This window comes from Rhizobium grahamii CCGE 502 (genome assembly GCF_000298315.2).
In the GTDB taxonomy this organism is placed as follows: Bacteria; Pseudomonadota; Alphaproteobacteria; order Rhizobiales; family Rhizobiaceae; genus Rhizobium; species Rhizobium grahamii.
Genome location: NZ_AEYE02000015.1, coordinates 201,521 through 223,963 on the forward strand (window position 1 = coordinate 201,521; position 22,443 = coordinate 223,963).

At 60.0% G+C, this 22,443-nt stretch carries 26 protein-coding genes and 1 pseudogene; 20 read left to right on the plus strand and 7 right to left on the minus strand.

Annotation, left to right across the window (positions count from 1 at the left end; genetic code table 11):
• Window positions 1-35: 35 nt before the first annotated feature.
• Complete coding sequence (locus tag RGCCGE502_RS15215) at window positions 36-668, minus strand: Vgb family protein (RefSeq protein WP_016555058.1); 633 nt, start codon at window positions 666-668, stop codon at window positions 36-38.
• Between the two features lie 9 nt (window positions 669-677).
• Window positions 678-1,898, minus strand: coding sequence for a hypothetical protein (locus tag RGCCGE502_RS15220; RefSeq protein WP_016555059.1), 1,221 nt, complete (start codon window positions 1,896-1,898; stop codon window positions 678-680).
• Between the two features lie 122 nt (window positions 1,899-2,020).
• Here RGCCGE502_RS15220 and RGCCGE502_RS15225 point away from each other — a divergent pair, with 122 nt between their 5' ends.
• From RGCCGE502_RS15225 to RGCCGE502_RS15235, 3 genes are all read left to right on the plus strand, one after another.
• Entirely contained in the window at window positions 2,021-2,818 is a 798-nt protein-coding gene (locus tag RGCCGE502_RS15225; protein ID WP_016555060.1) for a DUF899 domain-containing protein, read from the plus strand.
• Window positions 2,819-2,823: 5 nt separating this feature from the next.
• Entirely contained in the window at window positions 2,824-3,105 is a 282-nt protein-coding gene (locus tag RGCCGE502_RS15230) for a hypothetical protein (RefSeq protein ID WP_040674676.1), read from the plus strand.
• 122 nt (window positions 3,106-3,227) lie between these two features.
• Window positions 3,228-4,106, plus strand: coding sequence for an aldo/keto reductase (locus tag RGCCGE502_RS15235; RefSeq protein WP_016555062.1), 879 nt, complete (start codon window positions 3,228-3,230; stop codon window positions 4,104-4,106).
• 28 nt (window positions 4,107-4,134) lie between these two features.
• On the opposite strand, the gene RGCCGE502_RS15240 is transcribed toward RGCCGE502_RS15235, so the two are convergent.
• Window positions 4,135-5,019, minus strand: coding sequence for a LysR family transcriptional regulator (locus RGCCGE502_RS15240; protein WP_016555063.1), 885 nt, complete (start codon window positions 5,017-5,019; stop codon window positions 4,135-4,137).
• A 97-nt stretch (window positions 5,020-5,116) separates the two neighbouring features.
• Here RGCCGE502_RS15240 and RGCCGE502_RS15245 point away from each other — a divergent pair, with 97 nt between their 5' ends.
• The 3 genes from RGCCGE502_RS15245 (at window position 5,117) to RGCCGE502_RS15255 (ending at window position 8,473) form a co-directional block, all read left to right on the plus strand.
• On the plus strand, window positions 5,117-5,863 hold the full coding sequence (locus RGCCGE502_RS15245) for a sulfite exporter TauE/SafE family protein (protein WP_016555064.1): 747 nt from the start codon (window positions 5,117-5,119) through the stop codon (window positions 5,861-5,863).
• A 162-nt stretch (window positions 5,864-6,025) separates the two neighbouring features.
• Window positions 6,026-7,483, plus strand: coding sequence for a CYTH and CHAD domain-containing protein (locus tag RGCCGE502_RS15250; protein ID WP_040674678.1), 1,458 nt, complete (start codon window positions 6,026-6,028; stop codon window positions 7,481-7,483).
• Window positions 7,484-7,684: 201 nt separating this feature from the next.
• Entirely contained in the window at window positions 7,685-8,473 is a 789-nt protein-coding gene (locus RGCCGE502_RS15255) for a DUF481 domain-containing protein (protein WP_016555066.1), read from the plus strand.
• 56 nt (window positions 8,474-8,529) lie between these two features.
• Here RGCCGE502_RS15255 and RGCCGE502_RS15260 read toward each other — a convergent pair whose 3' ends face one another.
• Window positions 8,530-9,234, minus strand: coding sequence for an SDR family oxidoreductase (locus RGCCGE502_RS15260; protein WP_016555067.1), 705 nt, complete (start codon window positions 9,232-9,234; stop codon window positions 8,530-8,532).
• Window positions 9,235-9,363: 129 nt separating this feature from the next.
• Here RGCCGE502_RS15260 and RGCCGE502_RS15265 point away from each other — a divergent pair.
• Window positions 9,364-10,247: pseudogene (locus RGCCGE502_RS15265) on the plus strand (LysR substrate-binding domain-containing protein); the annotation flags it as partial.
• 185 nt (window positions 10,248-10,432) lie between these two features.
• Window positions 10,433-10,789 (plus strand): RT0821/Lpp0805 family surface protein, encoded by a 357-nt coding sequence (locus RGCCGE502_RS15270; RefSeq protein ID WP_016555068.1) that lies wholly within the window; start codon window positions 10,433-10,435, stop codon window positions 10,787-10,789.
• Between the two features lie 51 nt (window positions 10,790-10,840).
• On the opposite strand, the gene RGCCGE502_RS15275 is transcribed toward RGCCGE502_RS15270, so the two are convergent.
• The gene (locus RGCCGE502_RS15275; protein ID WP_019279994.1) at window positions 10,841-11,098 is read right to left on the minus strand and encodes a hypothetical protein; all 258 of its coding nucleotides are present in this window, start codon (window positions 11,096-11,098) and stop codon (window positions 10,841-10,843) included.
• A gap of 48 nt (window positions 11,099-11,146) precedes the next feature.
• On the opposite strand from RGCCGE502_RS15275, the gene RGCCGE502_RS15280 reads away from it, so the two are divergent.
• Window positions 11,147-11,629 carry a ProQ/FINO family protein gene (locus RGCCGE502_RS15280; RefSeq protein ID WP_016555070.1) on the plus strand — a complete coding sequence of 161 codons (483 nt, stop codon included), beginning with the start codon at window positions 11,147-11,149 and terminating at the stop codon, window positions 11,627-11,629.
• A gap of 434 nt (window positions 11,630-12,063) precedes the next feature.
• On the plus strand, window positions 12,064-12,357 hold the full coding sequence (locus tag RGCCGE502_RS15285; protein WP_016555071.1) for a hypothetical protein: 294 nt from the start codon (window positions 12,064-12,066) through the stop codon (window positions 12,355-12,357).
• A gap of 167 nt (window positions 12,358-12,524) precedes the next feature.
• Here the strand turns inward: RGCCGE502_RS15285 and RGCCGE502_RS15290 are convergent, their stop codons facing one another.
• Window positions 12,525-12,776: a BON domain-containing protein gene (locus RGCCGE502_RS15290; protein ID WP_016555072.1), complete on the minus strand. Its 252-nt coding sequence runs from the start codon at window positions 12,774-12,776 to the stop codon at window positions 12,525-12,527.
• Between the two features lie 236 nt (window positions 12,777-13,012).
• On the opposite strand from RGCCGE502_RS15290, the gene RGCCGE502_RS37280 reads away from it, so the two are divergent.
• The 6 genes from RGCCGE502_RS37280 to RGCCGE502_RS38755 all read left to right on the plus strand — a co-directional run bounded on the left by RGCCGE502_RS37280 (window position 13,013) and on the right by RGCCGE502_RS38755 (window position 15,490).
• Entirely contained in the window at window positions 13,013-13,228 is a 216-nt protein-coding gene (locus RGCCGE502_RS37280; RefSeq protein WP_016555073.1) for a hypothetical protein, read from the plus strand.
• Window positions 13,229-13,309: 81 nt separating this feature from the next.
• Window positions 13,310-13,759, plus strand: a complete 450-nt coding sequence (locus tag RGCCGE502_RS15295; RefSeq protein ID WP_016555074.1) for a hypothetical protein — start codon at window positions 13,310-13,312, stop codon at window positions 13,757-13,759.
• Between the two features lie 100 nt (window positions 13,760-13,859).
• Window positions 13,860-14,174 carry a hypothetical protein gene (locus tag RGCCGE502_RS15300; RefSeq protein WP_016555075.1) on the plus strand — a complete coding sequence of 105 codons (315 nt, stop codon included), beginning with the start codon at window positions 13,860-13,862 and terminating at the stop codon, window positions 14,172-14,174.
• A gap of 2 nt (window positions 14,175-14,176) precedes the next feature.
• Entirely contained in the window at window positions 14,177-14,905 is a 729-nt protein-coding gene (locus tag RGCCGE502_RS15305; RefSeq protein WP_016555076.1) for an MgtC/SapB family protein, read from the plus strand.
• Between the two features lie 82 nt (window positions 14,906-14,987).
• Window positions 14,988-15,281: a DUF3175 domain-containing protein gene (locus RGCCGE502_RS15310; protein WP_016555077.1), complete on the plus strand. Its 294-nt coding sequence runs from the start codon at window positions 14,988-14,990 to the stop codon at window positions 15,279-15,281.
• A 77-nt stretch (window positions 15,282-15,358) separates the two neighbouring features.
• On the plus strand, window positions 15,359-15,490 hold the full coding sequence (locus tag RGCCGE502_RS38755) for a hypothetical protein (protein ID WP_280114297.1): 132 nt from the start codon (window positions 15,359-15,361) through the stop codon (window positions 15,488-15,490).
• Window positions 15,491-15,618: 128 nt separating this feature from the next.
• Here RGCCGE502_RS38755 and katG read toward each other — a convergent pair whose 3' ends face one another.
• On the minus strand, window positions 15,619-17,793 hold the full coding sequence (gene katG / locus RGCCGE502_RS15315; protein ID WP_016555078.1) for a catalase/peroxidase HPI: 2,175 nt from the start codon (window positions 17,791-17,793) through the stop codon (window positions 15,619-15,621).
• A 444-nt stretch (window positions 17,794-18,237) separates the two neighbouring features.
• Between katG and RGCCGE502_RS15320 the strand changes: the two genes are divergently transcribed.
• From RGCCGE502_RS15320 to RGCCGE502_RS15335, 4 genes are read left to right on the plus strand one after another with little or no spacing between them, the layout of a single operon-like run.
• Window positions 18,238-18,969 carry a FadR/GntR family transcriptional regulator gene (locus RGCCGE502_RS15320; protein ID WP_016555079.1) on the plus strand — a complete coding sequence of 244 codons (732 nt, stop codon included), beginning with the start codon at window positions 18,238-18,240 and terminating at the stop codon, window positions 18,967-18,969.
• Entirely contained in the window at window positions 18,966-20,549 is a 1,584-nt protein-coding gene (locus RGCCGE502_RS15325; protein WP_016555080.1) for an ABC transporter substrate-binding protein, read from the plus strand. Before RGCCGE502_RS15320 ends, RGCCGE502_RS15325 begins: the two co-directional genes overlap by 4 nt.
• Window positions 20,550-20,603: 54 nt before the next feature.
• The gene (locus tag RGCCGE502_RS15330; RefSeq protein ID WP_016555081.1) at window positions 20,604-21,563 is read left to right on the plus strand and encodes an ABC transporter permease; all 960 of its coding nucleotides are present in this window, start codon (window positions 20,604-20,606) and stop codon (window positions 21,561-21,563) included.
• A 2-nt stretch (window positions 21,564-21,565) separates the two neighbouring features.
• Window positions 21,566-22,441 carry an ABC transporter permease gene (locus RGCCGE502_RS15335; RefSeq protein ID WP_016555082.1) on the plus strand — a complete coding sequence of 292 codons (876 nt, stop codon included), beginning with the start codon at window positions 21,566-21,568 and terminating at the stop codon, window positions 22,439-22,441.
• Window positions 22,442-22,443: the final 2 nt, after the last annotated feature.

Sequence of the window (22,443 nt, forward strand, 5' to 3'; positions counted from 1 at the left end):
ATTGCGCGGTACGTCGTCTTCACCCGCGCCCTTGGCTAGCGGGGCCGGCGAACCGCGCGGACTTTGCCGCTGTTGCCCCCGCCGCAAAATAGGCGATCACCGCCATCGGATTCCAGCCCCGACACCGTAAGGCCGGGCGGCATATCGAGGCGTTCCAGCACGCGCCCGCTCTTTGGTTCCAGGCGCCTGATATCACTCTCATCGCCTTCCCAAGTGGCGTGCCAGAGTTCGCCATCCACCCAGGTCACGCCGGTCACGAACCGGTTGGACTCGATGCTACGAAGAACCGCGCCGGTCTCCGGATCGACCTGATGGATCTTTCGGCCGCGGTAGTCTCCAACCCAGAGCGTTCCTTCGGCCCAGGCGAGCCCGGAATCACCGCCGTTCGCCGGCGCCGGGATCGTCGTGAGCACCGCGCCGGTTTTCGGATCGATCTTCTGGATGCGATTTTCGGCAATCTGAAACAGGTAGCGTCCATCGAAGGCAGTGCCTGCATGGGCCGCCACGTCGATCGTCTGCACGAGCTCGCCGGCATCTGGATCGAAGGCATTCAGCCTATCGCCGGATGCAAACCACACATGTCGCCCGTCATAGGTGACGCCGCCCACCTGGTTCACATCCGCAAAGGGACCATATTCGCGAAGGATTTCAGCTTTGGAGTGTTTCATGGGCCTATCCTAGTCGTTGGGCAGTGGACCTGGGAGTAACAAAGTTGACGGGAATCCCGGCAGCGACGGGATCGTCCATCGACGTGCCGGTCCGCGTCCGAAGGATTGCACCTTGCCTTTTTCCGACAAGGTATCGAGTGCCCGCTGCACAGTGCGAGGGCTCGCACCGATCGCAATCGCCAGTGCCGAACTCGACCAGGCCTCGCCATCGGCCAGAAATGCGAGAATCTCACCGTGCTGCTCCTCGACGGGCGGCGCCAGAATGAGCACGTCTTGGCTGTGACGCGGCACAAATACGAAGCCGTCCCTCGTTGCATTGATATCCGCGACGCGATGAAGCTCGCCGCGCAACCGTCCGATTTCCACGCGCAGCCTGGCGCGATGCGATTCATCGGCTTCCTTTGCCCCGAAGGCTCGGGAGACAAGGGCGTTTCGCGATACGTCTCCCGGCCAACGTTCGGCCAACGCACGCGCCAGCGCGAACAAGACCGGACGCGTCGTCAGCGAAACCAGCATGTCCCCCTTGCGGACGACATAGCGACATGCGTCGACCACGAGCGCGTCCGTCGTCAGGACCGCCTCAACCTCTTCCAGCAGCAGGAACTGCTCCTTGTCTCGCCCGATCAACCGCGCCGCCGGCGTTTTCAGAACTTGCGATACGCTGTCGACTTCGGCGTCGAGAGCAGGAATTCCCGCTTCGCGCGCAGCGTTTTCCGCCCGCTGCAGGGCCGCGCGTGCAGCGCCGGTGCGAAGGCGGCGAATGGCAATCCCTCCAACGACCAGTTCGTGAGTGGTCCGCAGCGGAGGTGGAAACGGTGTCGGATCGACGCCCGCAAGCAGCTGTTCGGCCTGGTCGAGATGCCCGACCAGGAGCAATCGCCTTGCTTCGAGATGTCGCGCGTGGGCGGCGTTCAATCGGTCGCCATGCGCTTCGAGCACCTCGCGCGCAGCGGTGAGCGTTTTGGCCGGCCAGGTCAGATCACGCGAGACCAGGGCAATTTCCGCCTCGGCGACGACACAGCGCGCTCGCGGAACCGGTTCCCTTGATCCGAACGAACGCGCAGCCGCCTTCAGCAGAATTTTCGCCCTCACGAGATCGCCGAGCTGTGCCATTGCGATGCCACGAAGCGCGAGCGCCGGCGCATCGTTGCGCAGCGCAACCCTTTTCAAGGCGCCGAGAAGATCGCCGGTCGCGAGCAGCCTCGCCGCAGCGACGATCATTGAGTCCATTGAAATCCCGTCAAACTTGTAACTCCCACCTTCTCCCGCTCCGGCTCTAGTCTGTTCCCGACCAGCAAAGCAGCCGCTCGAGGCGGCGATGCTACGCAACACACAGCAAAAGGAGAAGTAGGATGACGATGCATAAAACAGGCTCACGCGAAGAATGGCTTGCGGCCCGGCTCGATCTGCTGGGTGAAGAAAAAGAGCTGACGCGACGCAGTGACATGCTGGCACAACGCCGCCAGGAGCTCCCGTGGGTGCGGATCGACAAGGAGTACCGGTTCGAGACCGCCAACGGCAGCGCTTCGCTGTTCGACCTCTTCAAGGGTCGTTCGCAGCTGCTGATCTATCACTTCATGTTCGGCCCCGACTACACCGCCGGATGCCCGTCCTGCTCTTCGATCGCAGATGGCTACAACGGCGTCGTCGTCCATCTCGAAAACCATGACGTGGCCTTCACCGCCGTCTCACGGGCTCCGTTCCCGAAGCTACAGGCTTTCAAGCAGCGGATGGGATGGACGTTCGACTGGGCTTCCTCTTTCGGCAGCGATTTCAACCTCGACTTCAGCGTCTTGTTCAGCGAACAACAACAGCGCGAAGGCGGGATCGAATATAACTACCGCCGTGAACCACCTGCCCGGGTGCCACTCGAAGGTCAAACCGTGCAGGAATGGAAACTGCGCGGCGCCGAGAGCCCCGTCGCACAGATCGCCTCGATGACGGGAACCGACGTTGCCACCTACACGCGCGATCGGCCCGGCCTTAGTGCTTTCGTTCTTGAGGATGGCGTTGTCTATCACACCTACTCCAGCTACGCCCGCGGGCTGGACGGCATTTGGGGTGTATATCAGTTGCTCGACCGGGCACCCAGGGGCCGCAATGAGGATGGCATCTGGTGGCGTCGTCATGACGAGTATGGCCGGGGATGACGTTCATGCGTTCCTACGACCAGACGAAGCGCAGCACACCGATCGAGGCCCCGACCGACACGGCAGCAAGCATCGCCGACTGGCTATGCCTGGGGGCTGCGCCCACCTTCGCCATCATGGCGATCGTCACCATGGCGAACAGTGGAGCAGAGATGATCTGCTCCGCCATGCCGGACGCCTTTCCGGTGGACGGCATGACGACCATGTACCTGCTGATGTGTGCTTTCCACCTTCCGCCATGGCTGCGGCTGATTTCCGGTCGCGCGGTCGGACCTGAGCACCCGTGATCTCCGTGGTGCCAGAGCTGTCGCGAACGGCTGAGATCGCGGGGAAAGTGACTTGCATTGTTCCTTGCCCGCTCCACCTTTAACACGCGACAAGCCCCAACCAGGCAACCGGGAGAACGTCCGTGCCAGAGAGTTCCACGATCTCAGCGGCCGCATCGGGTCAATTCTCGATCGGCAATGTCACCGTCAATCGCCTCGGCTTTGGCGCCATGCGCATCACGGGGGCCGGCATCTGGGGACCGCCGGCAGACAAGGCGGCGGCATTGGCAACTTTGCGTCGCCTGCCGGAGATCGGCGTCAATTTCATAGACACGGCCGATTCCTACGGCCCCGATGTTTCCGAAGAGCTTATCCGGGAAGCTTTGCATCCCTACAAAGGACTATTAATCGCGACGAAAGCCGGCCTGACCCGGGCAGGACCAGATATATGGACACCGAACGGGCGGCCGGACTATCTCATCGAGCGCGCGAAAGGCAGCTTGAAGAAGCTCGGTATCGACCGGATTGACCTTTGGCAACTGCACCGCATAGATCCGCGGGTTCCCGCCGGCGAGCAGTTCGGCGCAGTCAAGATGCTACTCGACCAGGGCCTCATTGCCCATGCCGGCCTCAGCGAAGTTTCAGTCGACGACATCAAGGCGGCCCGAAAGGTATTTCCTGTCGCGACCGTCCAGAACCGCTACAACCTCGTCGATCGCGGTAGCGAAGACGTTCTTGACTACTGCGAACGCGAGGGCATCGGTTTCATTCCATGGTATCCGCTGGCGGCCGGCGAGCTTGCCCGCCCTGGCTCCATACTCGACAGGCTGGCCACCAAGTATGGTGCGACGCCAAGTCAGATCGCTCTAGCATGGGTGCTCAAGCGCAGCCGCGTGATGTTGCCGATTCCCGGAACCTCGAAGGTGAAACACCTTGAGGAGAACGTTGCGGCTGCGAACATCACTCTCGATGGAGAGGATTTTGCTGCCCTCGACAAAGCTGCTCGCGAATCCGGCTCGTGAACGCGCGCACGGCCACAAATACGCTTTATCAGACATCAACGGCCAGGTGATCAAAGAGGTCTCGTGCTTGGCTCGTCAACCAATCCGGCGACTGGCAGCATAGGACCAGGCGCCGGACAGCCCATGCGTCGGCAATGCGTACCTCGGATAGCGGCAATGATCTCCGAAATCGCTTTGCAGCCGTGCCGGGAATAATGCCTATGCCGGCCCCGCTGGAGGCAAGACGGCATATTCCTTCAAAGCTTCGCACCCGGAGGCGCATCTTCAACTTCGCACCCAATCGTCTGGCTTGATCCTCGACGTGGCTTTGCAACGCGCCGTCCATGAGGCCGATAAAGTCTTCCTCCAGGACTTGGCGGAAGTTGATTTTCTTCTGTTCCGCAAGGTGCCACTGTTTGCTCGCAACGACCACCAGCCGGTCCGTGGCGAAATCGCGAAGGTGCAGGTCGCCTATTTCCACGGCATCGGAGAAGATGCCGATTTCAGCGTGCCCGGCCGCAATCGCCCGCGCGATTTCAGCACTCTGTCGCTCCTTAAGATCGAGATCGATATTGGGATGTTTGACCAACCACGGCGCAAGCCGCACCGGAAGAAACTCCATGATCGCTGCAGTGTTGGCCAAAACCTGGATTGTCGCCCGCAGTCCCTTTGCGTGCTCGCTCAGTTCACCGCGCATATGCGCCATTTGACGTTCGATCAGCCGCGCGTGATGGGCCAAGGCCTCTCCTGCCGGTGTCGGAGATACGCCTCTGCGTCCGCGCTCCAAGAGCAAGACGCCGCAGACCGTCTCCATCGACCGCAAGCGCTCACTGGCCGCAGGAAGCGACAGGCCGACTTCCGCCGCGCCGCGCGTGATGTTGCCCGCCTCGGCAACTGCGAGAAACAGGCGAAGATCGGTAAGGTCAAAGCGCATTCTAAAGGATTACACCAAGGCCAGCCTTCGGACCAGCCGAAGTCTGTGTTCCGGCAATCCGCATTGTGCGTGATGATCGATCTGCTATCCGCAACCGATGGAAACGACACTTGCCTCCCTCCCGCTCGTCATCGTGATCTTCCTTGTTGCCGGGGTCGTCAAGGGGATCACGGGCATGGGCTTGCCAACGGTGGCGATGGGCCTGTTGGGGGCACTCGTCTCGCCGCTTGCCGCAGCCGCTTTGCTGGTGGTGCCCTCGCTGATCACGAATATCTGGCAATTGGCGGCAGGACCGAACGTTTTTCCCGTGACACGACGCCTCTGGCCAATGATGGCTGCGATTGCCGTGGCTACGACCGCTGGCAGCGCCTTCATAACCGGCGGGCACAGCAATGGGCCAACCGCCGCGCTCGGCGCGGTGCTCATGCTATACGCGATCTACACGCTCGTCGCCCAGCCGCTTAGCATCCCGGCATGGCAGGAGCGCTGGCTTTCTCCGGCAATCGGCCTTGTGACGGGCCTGGTCACTGGTGCAACAGGCGTCTTCGTCGTCCCAGCAGTCCCTTATCTGCAATCGCTTAATTTATCCCGAGACGATCTCATACAGGCTCTCGGACTGTCCTTCACCGTCTCGACGATTGCGCTTGCCTGCGGACTTGCTTGGCATGGAGAATACCCGGGGAGCGCCGTGATGACGTCCGCAATCGCTGTCATTCCTGCACTTGTCGGCATGATCGCCGGGCAAGCGATCCGCGCAAGAATAAATCCCGCCATGTTCCGAACGGCGTTCCTCACCGGCCTGTTTCTGCTTGGGTTGGAAATGTTCCTGCGGGCTCTACTGTAGGACGACGGTGTGCAACGGCTGCTTTTCTATTGGGATTATTTACAGTTGCACGCTTCCGCCGGCTTTTTGTCATCAAGGCGTTTTGTCCAGATGGCACCGCTCTATCTCTCGCCAAAGGAATTGCATCCATCGACCATCATGCGACCGATTGGAGACTGCCACTTGGGAACCGAGACCGAACTGAAGCTTGAGCTGAGTGCCGACGCAGCTGATACCTTGTTGGGATCCGGCTTGCTCGGCGAGCCCGTCTCCGTAGAGCCGCTGACTTCGATTTATTTTGACACTCCCGACCACCAGGTATGGCAAGGTGGCTATTCGCTAAGAATTCGAAGTGTCGGTGAAGCGCATATCCAAACGGTAAAGGCGACAGGCCCGAACAATGCGATCTTCGCGCGTTCCGAATGGGAAGCGCCGGTCACCGGCAACACACCCGTGATCGATTACTCGACGCCATTGAAGGCAGAGCTTGATATCGACGCGACCGCCCCCATCCCACAGTTCTCTACATCCGTGAAGCGGCATCGGTGGAACGTCGATCAGGATGGAAGCAAGATTGAAGTCGCGTTGGACACCGGCTTGGTCGTCGCCGGCGACCGCCAGACGCAGATACGGGAATTGGAACTGGAGCTGAAGGATGGCAAGCCAAACGCCCTGTTTGTGCTTGCCCGCAGAATCGAGGCGATTGTCCCAATCCATTTCGGTGTCGCCTCAAAAGCAGAGAGAGGCTACCGTCTCCTCGGCGAGCAGACGACGGCGTACAAGGCCGAAGCCGTGCACCTCGATCGCGAGCTGCGAGTGTCCGCGTCGTTCCAGATCATTGCCGAAGCGTGCCTCCGGCAATTCCGTCTGAACGAGTCAATTCTCCTCGACCGGGCAAACCCGTCGGCGCTTCATCAAGCCCGGGTATCCCTGAGGCGGCTGCGGTCCGCCTTCTCACTCTACAAGGCAGTCCTCGTTGATGCGGAATCGCGGCGGCTCAAGGACGAGCTGAAATGGCTGACCGGCGTTCTCGGAACGGCGCGCAACATAGATGTCTTGATTGCCAGGGCCGGAAGCAGCGACATCCGGGTCCGGCTGCTTGAGGCCCGCGATAGCGCCTATGACGATGTGCTGAATGCTCTCTACAGCTCGCGCGCCAAAGCCCTTATGCTCGACGTTAACGAGTGGCTCCGCTGTGGGGAATATCTCACGTTGTCGGAAACCACGGAGATCCGCAACGGCCCGGTGGTCGATTTCGCGATCGAGACTCTCGACCGTCACCGCAAGAAGCTGAAGAAGCGCGGCAAGTCCCTCGTCGAGGCTGACGACGAGCACCGGCACGAAGCACGCAAGGCGGCGAAGAAGCTCAGATACGCGTGCGAGTTCTTGAGTTCATTGTTTACCAGCAAGCAGGCGGAGCGAAGGTACGCCAAGTTCATCAAGTCGATGGAGGAACTGCAGGACGAACTCGGTCTCCTGAACGATATGGCGACGGCGCCGACTGTCGTTCACGAATTGGAGCTGGATTCGCATCCCGACGCTGAACCCTTGGTCGCCGTTGGCAACCGCGAAAAATTGCTCAACGCTGCTCAGTCGTCCCTGGATGACCTGATGGAGCGGAAGAGATTCTGGCGGGGATGAAGCACGCGACCCCTAACATGCAAGCCACTTGCCTCAAGCTGAAGCGGCTCGGCAACGGTGTCCGAGATTTCCTACGTCAGATATGAGAACCGAAATATAAGCGCTTTGCGGAATGCAGAACTTCGTGCAATCTCTGATATCAGTTCAGGTCGGTGAATCGGGGCCATTTGTGACCTGGACGCGAGAGGGGACAGGTTCATTATGAGTAGCAGGATTTCGCTGATCGCATGCGCCGTTGCCGGTTTGGCATTTGTCACGCCTCTGCACGCCGCAGATCTCTTACCCGCCACGGCACCGCAGCCTCAGGCCGAACAACCGAACGGCTGGACGTTTTCTTTCGCTCCCTACTTCTGGGTGGCAGGTCTCGATGGCAAGACCCAGGTGTTCGGCCTTCCGACCGTCGACATCAATCAGAGTTTCAGCGATATCCTGAAAGACCTCGACTTTGCGTTCATGGCAGCCGGCGACGCCCGCTATGACCGGTTCAGTATCTTCACCGATATAATCTATGCTCGCATAACGACGGACGCCGCCACGCCACGCGGCGTTATCGCCGATGAGGTTGACCTCAAGTCAGTCACGTTCAGCTCGCTTTTGGGCGTTGGATACACCGTCTATGAGGATCCGAAGGCTCGTTTGGACGTGGTGGCGGGCGCCAGATACTGGCATGTCGAAACCACAATCTCCCTGAGCGGCGGCCTTATCGGCAACCTGTCACGGACCGACACCGGCAACTGGGTGGACGGGATCGTCGGCGTCAAAGGCAATTACGCTCTGACCGACACGGTCTATCTCACCGGTTGGGGCATGATCGGCGCCGGCGGCGCCGATCTGGACTGGGACGTCCTTGCAGGCGTTGGGTACAAGTTCAATGACACGATCTCCGCAGTTGCCGGCTATCGCGCCCTCGGCGTCAACTACAGCAACGACGGCTTCACCTATGACACGATCGAGCATGGCCCGATCCTGGGAGCTGTCATCCGCTTCTGATCGAGGCTCCAGAGTGCGCTCGCTCAACGGCGGCGCACTCGGTAGCCCTCTTGCCATCACACCGAACGGGTTAGCCCACCGTCGACGCGAATGTTCTGCCCGGTCATGTAGCCCGCCCCCGTCGAAGCCAGAAACGCAACGGTCGCGGCGATCTCCTCGCTCGTTCCATATCGCTTCATCGGAACACTGTCACGGCGCTCCTCCGTCGCCGGAAGACTGTCGATCCAGCCGGGAAGAATGTTGTTCATGCGGATGTTCTCGGCCGCATGTGTCTCGGCGAATATCTTGGTGAAGGATGCCAATCCGGCGCGGAACACAGCCGACGTCGGGAACATCGGGCTCGGCTCAAAGGTCCATGCCGTTGAAATGTTGATGATGGAGCCGCCCTTCTGCTTCTGCATGTGCGGCGTGACCAGCCGTGTCGCGCGGATGACGTTCAACAGGTAGACCTCCAGGCCCCGATGCCAATCGTCGTCCGATATTTCGAGAATGGCTGCTCGAGGACCGTGGCCGGCGCTGTTCACGAGCACGTCGATGCGTCCCCAGGTCGAGATCGCAAGGTCAACGAGCTTGCGCAGATCATCATTGGACTGGTTTGAGCCAGTCACCCCGAGACCACCCAGTGTCTTCGCAAGCTCCTCTCCCTTGCCCGACGATGACAGGACCGCCACCTTAAATCCATCGGCTGCAAGACGCGTCGCCGCGGCGGCGCCCATTCCGCTGCCGCCTGCCGTAATCACCGCTACCTTTTCTACTGACATCAAACTCTCCTCTTTCAAAAAGATCGGCACCGATTGGCATCTTCTGTCACACACGTAAGCCGTGATATCATTCCGGCATCGGCTACGCGAACCAATTCCCCTCTCATCAAGCAGTAGAAAAACTATCGAATGGCAGAAGGTATCCGGCGTCTTCCCTCCCTGAACGGCCTCCGCGTCTTCGAGGTCGTCACCCGGCACTTGAACCTTCGGCTGGCCGCCGAGGAAATTGGGGTGACACAGGGAGCCGTTGCGCAACAAATACGCGGCCTAGAAGCGGAGTTGGGCCTGAAGCTGTTCGACAGACTCCCGCGAACGCTGGCGCTGACCGACGCGGGACAGAGCTACATCACCAACGTCCGCCGTGCCTTCGAATTGATCGCTGACGCGACGGAGACGCTGAAGCCGGAACCACTCCATCTGACAATCAGCGTGACGCCAACCTTCGCCTCCAAATGGCTGATTCCTCGCCTGCCCGATTTCACCGCGGCTCACCCCAACATCGATCTGCGCATCCTGGCCACGGACCGCATGCGAATTTCCAGACGGATGCTGTGGATCTCGCCGTCCGTTATGGCCGGCTTCCTTTCGGATCGGGGTTGAATGCGGAACTTCTCTTCGACAACGTGCTCGTCGCAGTCGCCAGCCCCCTACTGGTCGAGAAGCTCGGGCAGCCCGGCCAAGATGGCAATTTCGGGCGCTATCCGCTTCTTCACGACGCCCACGATTCTTGGCCACAATTTCTCGAATTGGCGTTTCCGGACAACCTGCCGACTATTTCCAAAAATATCAGATTCAATCAGACGTCCTTAGCGATCGAGGCCGCGATTGCTGGCCAAGGTCTCGCGCTGACGAGCACGTTCTTCGTGGAGGACGACGTTGCGTCTGGCCGCCTCCTCCGTGTGTTGCCGAACGAACTTACGATTGGCTCCGATTTTTACGTCGTCTCGCCGCGCAAGCCTCGTCATCCGACCTCGGTGATTGCCGTAAGGAGTTGGCTCGCGGACGCCGCAAGCAGGCAATGGGTAAAGATTCGTTCCGCGCTCCAGGCGTCGTTGGAACCGGATTTTGTGGGAACGGGCCGGCAAAAGCACCCCGATGAACGGAACTGACTGGTGTCGCTCCCATTTCTATAGTAGCCCTCAGTTTGAAGTCAGGATTGCATGCTACTGTGCAGAACCATAATCATCGGGACGTCCGGATGACGCGAAAAAACATAGGCGTATTGCAGCTGTCTTTTGTAGCCTTGGTGCTGGCGGGATGTACGAAGGTCGAGCCTCTGGAAACCGCCGCCGTTCCACAGTCGGCCCCAGTCGCAAAGACTGACCAAGCGGTTATCGCAGACACTGTCAGCCGAGGCGACGTCGGCGTGAAGCCGCTTGCCTGGGCGAATCCATCGACCGGAAGCGCCGGCGTGATTGAAGAAATCGGCGTAGACCCTGAAAGCTCATGCCGGGCCTTTGTGACAACACAGCGCACGCTCGAAGGCGAAACCCGCTTCAAAGGCCTCGCCTGCCCGGCCGGTGACTCCGACTGGAAGCTCGGACCCGCACGATAAGCATGATGGCCCGCGCTGCCCCGGGCAACAGCTAGACGCTCGAGACATTTCTCATCCTCGACCACCGGCAATCACCCGTATCTCCGGCGCATAGACAGCATCATCAGCCTCAAGACGAAACGCCGACAGAAGGTCGCGGAGGCGCGCAGCCTCGCCTGCGAGCGCGGCGGAAGCTGCATTGCTCTCCTCCGCCATGGCAGCATTTTGCTGCGTGTCGTGATCCATCTGGTTCACCGCGGCGGCGAACGCCGCTTCGCAATCGCGGGGTGAAAGGTGGCGATCGAGCATGGCGCCAAAAGCTTTCGTCAAATTGCGTTCACAGTCCTTACCTAAAAGGACCGCAGAGGTAGTTGTGAGATGAGCAAACCCTGGACCACCAGCCGCGGCCCGATTGTCGCAAATGAAGCGGATATCCGCAAAGCCCAGGCAATCAACGACTTGCTCGTGCAACCCGTCGCTGTTCTGCCAAACGCCGTCGGTGAGCCGATCCGGCCATTTGCGCTTGGGCTATGGCACGAGCTGAGGCCGCTTCTCAAGCCCGATGTTGGCATCACCACTCTGCGCCGCGCGACAGGTGCCTATCTTCACTCCAAGCGCTATTATTTCGCCACCGCACAGCCCGACTCTTTGCGCTACGGCATCGATGGCAAACCGCGCGAGGCGGTTTCGGAGGGTGACCGGATTACGGCGCAGGAGAAATATCTCGGCCTCAAGCGGCAAAATGTGGCGCGTGCGGATGCCGACGTTCATGCGCCGATGGCCTCGCCAGCGCCTACGAAAGCGGATTTGATCCGGGCAGCCCTGCTTGACCGCCGCAAGACCTCGCCGTTGAAGAGCTAAAGCCGCTGCTTGCGGATGCAATCCCTTTGTTTGGGTGATCGTCGGATCAATCGCGTTGTTTGCGGGCGCTCGACTAAACCGCTTGGGTCGGAGAACCATTCGAAACGTTCGATGTTCCGCCTCGCCTGCGACCACCCGCGCTACCATATGCATGGGCCCGCCAGTTTCCCGACGGGCCCTAGACGCAATACAATGGCCGCATCTGGCCAACACCATAAAATCACAACCGCGCATTGACTGCACGTACCCCATTGGCGGTAAGGCGGCCTACCTTTCGGTGAATTTCGTGTTGTTGCCGCGACTGCCAACCCGAAGTCGAAGTTCCAGCGCCACCCTTGAAAAGGATCATTCGGCCTCTGACAGGTGTGGAACAATGACGAAGCCCTGCAGTTTCAAAGGAAGTGCAACCAAGCAAAGCTCCAAAGGAGGAGACAATGCGCTTCAAGATCATCGCAACCTCACTTCTCGCCATCGCACTCGCAGGATCCGCATTCGCCCAGTCCAACCCGGCGCCGGCAGGCTCCACCATGGACAAGAACCATGGTGCCTCCAGCAGCACGACCAATGGAATGAAGATGAAGAAAGTCGATAAAACCACGACCGGCAGCACGCAGACTTTCAACAAGCAGAACTGCAAGTCGATCAAAGGCAAGAACTCGCTGCAGACGCAAGGCGGCAACAGCAACACGCAGAATGCCGAAGACACCTGCGCTGACAACAACAACTAAAGCCGCGCGCGCAAGTGGGAAGGACGCGGTCGTCGTTGAAGCGACCGTTTTCCTTGAGACAGCGACGACCGCCGTCATCCCGCCGGTTTCCGCTGCACCCGTTACCAGACTAGACTTGACTATGGCGGGCGTCACGTGCGTATCACTGTCTCTGCAACGCAGCGAGATCAGCCTATAGAAATTCGGGAAAGGACGATCGGACCGGCGCAGCGGCGCGCGACCTGGAGGATTCGGTCGGCCACCGCCTGGTTCGGAGCCTTCCCTTCCAGAAAGAACACTCCGGCGGACTCGACAACCGATAGCTCCAGGTCTTCCGTAAATCCGCAATAGGCAATTGCTGACCAAATCTCGTCAGCGAGAGAAGCCAAGGGGGCGCGTTCGCCAATGGAGGCGTATCCATCGAATTGAGGCATGAACATTATTCCATCTCCTGGAGAGTGAACGCGCCCAAGCCTGTTTCGTTCATCTGCCGTTCATCAAAACTCCCGAGGCCCGGTGCCAAAAAAATCTGGAACGAAGCGGTTGGCGCACTGTTCCAGCCTCAACTAGACGACGATCAAGCCGGCCGTCGGCGCAGACGCGGATGCGCAAGCCTTCGGCTTGAGCGTCCAAGAGGACGGATAGCCCCTGCGGGAGGGTCAAGCGAAGGAACAAAGTGGCGGCTTATCTGTTGGCCTTAGAAGTATGGAGGAAACCCGATGAAGCCGAAGGCAACACCAGACGCCAAAGGCCAGTTCGCACCATCGCAAGCGGATCGAAAGAGCACTGGCGTGCACAGGCCAAGCCGACGGTCATCACCGGATCAGAAGACGCCACGATCAACCCGGTGCTACCGGACGGCAAGAAGGTGAAGGACTGGGATCTGCACTGAGATATCCGCGATGTCAGGGAAGACAATGACCGGGGCTGAGACCGCTCGGTGCCGGGGCCTATCGTGAATGGAGAAGCAAGCATGTCAAATGTCGTGAAAACGGGTCAAGACGAGATCAACAATGCGACGAGCCGAACAACCTTCGGTCGATCGGTCGAAAGCCAGGCGCAGATCCGCGATGCCAATGCAATAAAGGAGTCCGACCTTGATGGTCCGTTGAATGTCTATCGCCTTGAACCCATCGCAAGAGCGGATGATCCGAGGTGGGGAAACGCGGCCAACCACGGTACGGTCGTCGTCGCAGCGAGAACCACCGGCGACGCACGCATCGTTGCCGCCAGCCGGGAACTCGACTTCATGGAAATCGATGCCGCGCCAGCGGAAGACGTAACCACCTTCAATGCCAGCGCCTTTCGGGACGACAAGCTCTACACCGTCATCGAAATCGAACGTGACCGGATCGACCTCAAGCGCGGTGTGATCGCTGGCGAGATTTCTGTCGATACCATCTTGCCCGTTCAGGCCGAGTGAGCGCGTCTCGCAATCTCACTGAAGAGAGATAACGAGGATCAAGATTTTCAATGGCAGCGATCGCAAGCCACGCCCACCAGAACAATGGTGGACGACGCTCATGCCGCTTTCTCAGGTCCTCGTCATGATGACAATCGCTGTTCGGATCGAAGGACATAAGCGTCTCCTTCTGCCAGATGAATGCGGGCAGGTTCTTTTTGGTTCCTACCAAACGATCGCGGGGACCGCCGCTTCGCAGGCTCCGCGTCAAATCCCGATGGACGGAACATTCCGCCAATGCGGAGCTTATCTGGCTGAAAACGGACCCAATCAATTCGCCCGATTGCGTGACCGCGCTCCGGTCATCAGCGGTGACTATCGCCGCGCCCGCCAGCCGGCGATCACCGAGTGGAGAGCGGCGTTTCCGGAGGCCTGACAATGGATCCATGGGACCTTCTGCTGAACAGAATGTCAGAAGAACTCACCTGGCCGGACATTCTTCTTCGCGTGTTGCTGACGGTTGTCGCGGCATCGCTCATTGGCATCAACCGGGAAAAGGGCGGACATGCAGCTGGGTTCCGAACCACTGTCCTCGTCGGCCTGGCGGCATGCCTTGCTATGCTGCAGGCCAACGCATTGCTGGTGGTGGAGGGAAACGACGAACACTCCGGCTTTGCCCGGATGGACGTACTGCGTTTTGCGCTTGGCGTGCTGACGGGCGTTGGCTTCATCGGCGGCGGAGCAGTCCTGCACCGGGGAAATTTCGTCACCGGCGTCACGACCGCCGCAACCATCTGGGCGATGACCACAATCGGGCTCTGCTTCGGGGGTGGGCAACTGGGCATCGGGATCGTCGGCACCGCGGTCGCATTCTTTTTTCTGTCTCCGATGCGGTCCCTCGACAACTGGCTGTTAAAACGACAGCGGGCGACGGTTGAGATCCTCGGCGATGGAATGCTTGGCGCCGCGGAGCTGAAGCGGGTGCTCGACGCCTATGACTGCGAGGTTCGCTTCATCTCGAGCCGAACTCGCCACGACGCCCAGCACTTGCTGGTCTTCGATGTCAGATGGAAGACCAGGACATCAGCCAATGCGGAAATCATTCATCGCGAACTTCAGCGCCATTTCAAGCTGGAGCATTTTGCACTCAACGAGCACTCAGTCTGACCTACAGCCGGGGCGTTCCATTGGAACCTTCGCACGCTTCCACGGTTAGCATCACTACGGAGCCACCACTGGAGCAGTCGAAATGCCAAAGGAACCGAAGAAGAAATGGTCGCAAGAGGTGACGGATAACAGCGACGCGATGGATCTGGAGGCGGGGGTGTTCAAGCAGCGGAGTGCGAAGAAGATCGCGGAGGCCCTGAAGCATTCGGCAGAGCGAAGCCAGCGTCGAAAGGCCGGCCCCTTCCAATCCGCCATGTCGATGCTGAACTTCTATATCAACCGCGCAGGGCAGCAACTGACCAAAGCGCAGCGCGCGAAACTGGAAAACGCCAAGGACGAACTCCGCAAGGACTTCGGGCGAAAGCCCAAAGCGTAGGAGGCGCAATCATCTGGCATGATATTGAACGCGTGACGATCGAAGGAATCTTTATCATTCGCGGAAAGTCCATACGCGTGAGCCGGGAAGCAATCGACACCTGGATCGAATACCCAACCGCGGCTTTCTACACGGTGACGGCCGATCCGACGGGTAGTGCCGACAAAGTGAACCTCGTGCTCGCCGGTTTCGAGACTTACGAAGGTTAGTCCGAGGTCGCCTCAAGCGTAAATCATCGTCGAGACTTGATGTGCAAGCACATCCCTTCTGATGCACTTGTGGAGGGGAGGAAGCATGGACGCCGCTGACCGGCCGCGTCCATGCCAGATTTTACCGATCAGACGAGATCGAAACGATCGGCGTTCATGACCTTAGTCCACGCTGCGACAAAGTCCTTGACGAACTTCGCCTTCGCATCGGACTGGCCATAGACTTCCGCAAGCGCACGAAGCTGCGAATGCGAACCGAAGATCAGGTCGACCCGCGTACCGGTCCACTTGCGTTCGTTCGTCTTGCGATCACGACCCTCGTAAACGCCTTCCTTGCCCTCAACCGGCGACCACACCGTGCCCATGTCGAGCAGGTTGACGAAGAAATCGTTCGTCAGCGCTTCGGGACGCGAGGTGAAGACGCCATGCTCAGGCACGCCGGCCTTCAACACCCGCAGCCCGCCGACCAGGACAGTCATTTCCGGAGCGGTCAGCGTCAACAGCTGGGCGCGGTCGACGAGAGCCTCTTCCGGTCGCATGAACTGCCGGCCACCGACATAATTACGGAACGCGTCGGCGCGCGGCTGGAGCGCGGCGAAGGACGCCGCATCCGTCTGCTCCTGCGAGGCATCCATACGACCAGGCGTGAATGGAACAGTGACGTCATGACCGCCAGCCTTTGCAGCCTTCTCGACACCAGCGGCACCGGCGAGCACGATCAGGTCAGCGAGCGAGATCTTCTTGCCGCTCGTCTGGGCGGCATTGAAGTCCTTATGGAGGCCTCCAAGCACGCCGAGCACCTTGGCGAGCTGCGCAGGCTGGTTCACGTCCCAGTCCTTCTGTGGCGCAAGACGGATACGCGCACCGTTCGCGCCGCCGCGCTTGTCCGAGCCGCGGAAGGTCGAAGCGGACGCCCAGGCGGTGGAAACCAACTCTTGCACCGAAAGGCCCGTCGCGAGAACCTTTTCCTTCAGGTCCGCAATGTCGGCGTCATCCACGAGCGGATGATCTACGGCCGGGATAACGTCCTGCCAGATCAGGTCTTCGGCCGGGACTTCCGGACCGAGATAACGCACCTTCGGGCCCATGTCGCGATGCGTCAGCTTAAACCAGGCGCGGGCGAAGGCGTCAGCGAATTCGGCCGGATTCTCCAGGAAGCGACGCGAGATCTTTTCGTATGCCGGATCGAAACGGAGGGAGAGGTCGGTCGTCAGCATGGTCGGCAGTTGCTTCTTCGCCGGGTCGAAGGCGTCCGGAATGGAAGCCTCGGCGTTCTTGGCCTTCCACTGCTTCGCACCGCCCGGGCTTTGGGTCAGCTCCCATTCAAAGCCGAACAGGTTTTCGAAGAAGTAGTTGCTCCACTGGGTCGGGGTCTGCGTCCAGGTCACTTCAAGGCCGCTGCCGATGGCATCGCGTCCGACACCGGTGTTGAACTTGCTCGTCCAGCCGAGGCCCTGCGCTTCCAGTTCGCCGCCTTCCGGGTCGACGCCGACAAAAGACGGATCACCCGCACCGTGCGTCTTGCCAAAGGTATGACCACCAGCGATCAGCGCTACGGTCTCTTCGTCGTTCATCGCCATGCGGGCGAAGGTTTCGCGGATGTCGCGGGCAGCAGCGACCGGATCCGGAGTGCCGTTCGGGCCTTCCGGATTGACGTAGATGAGACCCATCTGCACGGCACCGAGTGGCTCGGACAGCTCGCGTTCGCCGCTGTAGCGCTCGTCACCCAGCCAAGTGCCTTCCGGACCCCAATAAAGCTCTTCCGGCTCCCACACATCGGCGCGGCCTCCAGCGAAACCGAAGGTCTTGAAGCCCATGGATTCGAGCGCGACGTTGCCGGTAAGGATCAAGAGATCCGCCCAGGATATCTTGTTGCCGTATTTCTGCTTGATCGGCCAGAGAAGGCGGCGGGCCTTGTCGAGGTTGACGTTGTCAGGCCAGCTGTTCAGCGGAGCGAAACGCTGCTGACCAGCACCGGCGCCGCCGCGGCCGTCGGTGATGCGATAGGTGCCGGCACTATGCCAGGCCATGCGGATGAAGAGACCGCCATAGTGGCCGAAGTCGGCTGGCCACCAGTCCTGCGAGTCGGTCATCAGCGCATGAAGATCCTTCTTCACTGCGTCGAGATCGAGCTTCTTGAATTCCTCGGCGTAGTCGAACGCCTTGCCCATCGGATCGGAGAGGCTGGAATGCTGATGAAGAACCTGAACGTCCAGCTGGTTTGGCCACCAGTCGCGGTTGGATCGACCACGGGGCGTATGCGCAACGGGACATTTACCGGCGCTGTCGGGTTTCTGGTCCATAACGTTCTCCTTGATTGCTTTGAATTTTCTGCCGCCCAAAGGGAGCCCTTCCAATCATCCGGTCGAGCCGCGCCGCTTCCGAATGAGGTTCGGTGCTTGAGGCGAAGACACCGGTCGGCGCGCATCCTCCCCTTGTTTCTTCTTACCGGAACTGGACGATAATTCTAAGTTGGATTTACTGATCGTTACGATAACCAAAAGCTATGATTCTGCGGCTGTGATCCACTGTGCAAAAGTCTGCAAGCTGCGCAACAACGAACATCCGCGTTCTTGGGTCTGGCACCTTCCAACTCCTTGTTATCGCAAGGCTCCGAGCTACCAGAAGAAGGATCCGCCGCCGCTCGAACTTAACACACGGCATCCGCCGCGTACATGTTCATTTGACAGATATCCTACAAGTGGATATGTGTCTCAACATCAGGAATTTTCCGCAGCGAGATCGGCATGCCCCTAAAGACCATGAAGCCGTTGACAAGAGCCCCGTTGCTGCATGTTTCCGTGCAGGAGAGCCTGCGCGCCTACATCAACGACAACGGCCTGAAGCCGGGAACCCTGCTGCCGGCCGAGAGCGAGCTTGCGACACAACTTGGCGTCAGCCGCAACTCGCTTCGCGAAGGCATCAAGGCACTTGAATCGCTCGGCGTGTTGGAATCACGGCGCGGCGTCGGAATCTTCGTGAAGGCGTTCTCGTTCGAACCTCTGCTCGACAACCTTGCCTACGGCCTTGGCGGCGCGCTTCGCCAGATCGAGGAAGTGATCGAGATCCGTCGGACGCTCGAAGTTGGCCTGATCGGCAAGACCTTGGAAACGATCGGCAAAGACGACATTGCCGAGCTCCGCGCCACCGTCAACCGCATGAAGGCGCACGCCGAACGCGACGAATCCTTCGCCGAGGACGACCAGCTCTTCCATCGCCTGCTCTTCCGCTGCCAGGAGAACGAAACGCTGAGCCGGTTGATCGACGTGTTCTGGCTCGCTTTCTACAAGGCCTCGGATTTCGTGAATCTCGACAACGTCGATCCGATGGCCACCTGGCGCGATCACGCCGCCATCGTCGATGCCGTCGAAGCCCGGGACCTGGAGGAGGCCCGCCGGCGCCTCGACCACCACTACGAAGGCATCGCCCGAGTTATCGCAACCAACAAGACAAGTTCAAATGTGGGAGGAACGCAATGAACACCCTGTCTCGAGTTTCGGCGATCGCAATCGCCGCGATGATGGCAACAACAGTCGCATCGGGCTTCACCCGTCCCGCGCAAGCTGCAACCCTGTCGGGCGGCTTCGACGTCGGCCCCGGCGGCTTCCAGGGCAATTTCAATCCGCTCGCCGCGACCGCCGGCTTCACCTGGCTCAGCATCTATTTCGAACCGCTCGTGACCTATGATGCGAAGCTGCAGAAGACGGTCGGCGTTCTTGCATCGTCTTATGACGTGAGCCCCGACCAGTTGACCTATACGTTCAAGCTCGTTGACGCGAAATGGCACGACGGAAAGCCATTCACGGCCAAGGACGCGAAATTCACGATGGAACTCGCCAAGAATGCAAAGACCGGTTCCGTCCTGGCCGCCCGCCTGACACCGGTGTCATCCGTCGAAGCTCCGGACGACCACACGCTCGTCATCAAACTCAACGCGCCGTCGGCCAGCCTCATGGATACGCTGACAAAGGTCATGATGCTCCCCGAGCACGCACTGGCCGCAATACCGGCCGACCAGCTCGCCAAGAACGCCTGGTGGTCGACGTCACCGATCGGCACCGGCGCGTTCAAATTCTCGAAGTACGTCAACGACCAGTATGTCGAGCTCACTGCCAACACCGACTACCGAGGCGGCAAGCCGGCCCTCGAAAAGATCATCAATCGCTACTTCGCCGATCCGGCGGCTGCGATCGCCGCGCTTCGAGCCGGTGAAATCCAGTTCACCTATGTCGACTCCAATGATGTTCCGACATTCAAGGACGACAAGTCTTTCCAGGTGATCGAAGGTAATTCCTTCGTCGTCAACTATCTGGGTTTCAATCATGAATCGCCTATCTGGAAGGATTTGCGTGTCCGACAGGCGGTGATGCACGCCATCAATCGCGACGCGATTATCCAGAGCCTTTACGGCGGCGCCGCCAAGCCCGCCAACTGCGCCTATGTCGCCGATCAACTCGTCCCGAAGGGCATTGATGACTATGCCTACGATCCCGAAAAGGCAAAGGCGCTCCTGAAGGAAGCTGGCTGGGACGAGATCAACGGCGGCAAGCCGATCACTCTCCTGACCTACTACACGACGCCATTGGCGACCAATGTGCTGGCTGCCGTTCAGGCAATGCTGGCTCAGGTTGGCATCAACGTCGTGCCGCGTGCGGTAGATGCCCCAACCTACAACAGCATCGTCCTGAAGCCGGACGCCGATATCTCGCAGTTTCAGCTGGTCTATGCCGGTCTGCAAAACGGACCGGATGCAGGCAGCATCAATGTCGGGCTGAATGAAAAGCAGATCCCGCCGGCCGGCCCGAACGTCGTTCGCGCCCGCATGCCCGATCTGACGGCCGCGCTCGACGCCGCCCTGGGTGAACCTGACGCGGCAAAGCGTGACGAACGCTATCAGCAGGTCTGCAAGGTCATGAATAGCCAGCTCCCGTGGGGGACCCTCTGGGTGGCCAATCGCTATGGCGTGGTGTCCTCCAAGGTCAAGGATTTTGTGTGGACTCCCGCCCCTGGCGGCGGCCCCTATCAGGCCGATCCGCAGCGCTGGTCCATCGCCGAATAGGACCGCCATGGATAAGAAAGGGTGGCGTTGCCACCCTTTCAGGACGGAGTTGCAATGCTGAGATATAGTCTCCGGCGCCTGGCGATCGGGATAGGTATGCTGCTTGCCTTGAGCATGCTGATTTTCCTTCTGCTGCGCCTCACCCCCGGCGATCCGATCGACGCCTATATCGATCCGAACATCCCGATGTCGCCAGCCGACTTGGCCGAACTGCGCAGCAGCCTCGGTCTCGACCAGCCCCTGCCGGTGCAGTATCTGGCCTGGCTGCAGCAAGCCTTGGCCGGCAATCTCGGCTACTCGATCAAGCGGATGGATCAGCCGGTGCTCGGTCTCGTCTTGTCGCGCATAGGTCCCACCGTCCTGCTGATGGGAACGGCTCTCGTTATCTCGACCGTCGTCGGCATCGCCACGGGCATCATCAGCGCCGTACGGCGCAATTCCATAGCCGACCTCTCGTTCTCGGTGGTTGCCCTCACAGGCATTTCCAGCCCGGCCTTCCTCAGCGCATTGATCGGACTTTACGTCTTCGCCGTGCGGCTCAAATGGATGCCATCCGGTGGCATGCTGACGCCGGGCGAGGCTTTCTCGGTGCTTGATCTGCTGCATCACCTGATCCTGCCTGCCTCGCTCCTTGCGGTCGCTCAAGCGGCTCTGATCATGCGCTATATGCGCGCCTCTCTGCTTGAAGTGCTCAATCAGGACTATGTCCGCACGGCACGGGCGAAGGGCGTCCTCGAGTTCTGGGTGATCGTCAAGCATGCATTGCGCAATGCGCTGTTGCCTGTTGTCACGCTCATCGGCTCGACTATCGGCCTTGCCATCGGTGGCGCAATCTTCATCGAGAGCGTCTTCAACTGGCCGGGCATGGGCTTGCTGCTGGTGGATTCCGTCGAGACCCGCGACTACCCGGTCATCATGGGCGCCACGCTCATCATCGGAGCCTGCGTGATCGTCGTGAACCTTCTGACGGACGTCACCTACGCGGTGATCGATCCGCGCATCAAGGTGGCGTGACCATGCTGGCCAGAACCCCTAGCCGCAGTCCCGGCCCCCTCGCCCGTGCACTCGACCGCTTCCTGATCAACCGCGCCGCCGTTTTCGGTATCTGTCTGGCTGTTCCTGTCCTGGCGATGATCCTCACCTATCCGCTCTGGTGGAGTTTCAAGCCGAACGACATCGACCTTTTGGCAATGAACTCGGGCCCGAGCCTGAAACATTGGTTCGGTACCGATGGCGTCGGCCGCGATGTGTTTGCCCGCGTGATGGAAGGCGGCCGCATCTCGCTCCTCGTCGCTGTCGCGTCGACACTGCTATCGGCCGTCATCGGCTTTCTTTTCGGCGCTGTCTCCGCCCTTTCCGGCCGCTGGGCAGACGCGGTCGGTATGCGGTTTGTCGATCTCGTGATGACACTGCCGCCGGTGATTTTTCTCCTTGTGCTCGCCTCCATCGCCGGCACGGGCATCTGGCCGACGGTCCTCGTCATCTCACTGCTGTCCTGGCCACTTCTGGCGCGAATGGTGCGCGCACGGCTGCTGGAACTGCGTGAGCGTGACTTCGTCGTCGCCGCTCGGGGAATGGGCGCCGGCTTGCCCCATCTCCTCTTCCGACACGGGCTGCCGAACTCCATCGATATCTTGGTGGTCTACGCCACGCTGCAGATCGCCAACGCCATCCTCCTCGAAGCCGGGCTTTCCTTCCTTGGCCTCGGCATCGCACCGCCGGCCGCCAGCTGGGGCAACATGCTGAACGCGGCCCGTTCGACGGCGGTCCTCGAACAATATCCCTGGCAATGGCTGTTCCCAGGCGGGGCGCTCATCCTGGCGGTGCTTGCCATCAACTTCATCGGCGACGGTCTTCGGGACGCTTTTGACCCTCGCGCTGAACTAAACTGATC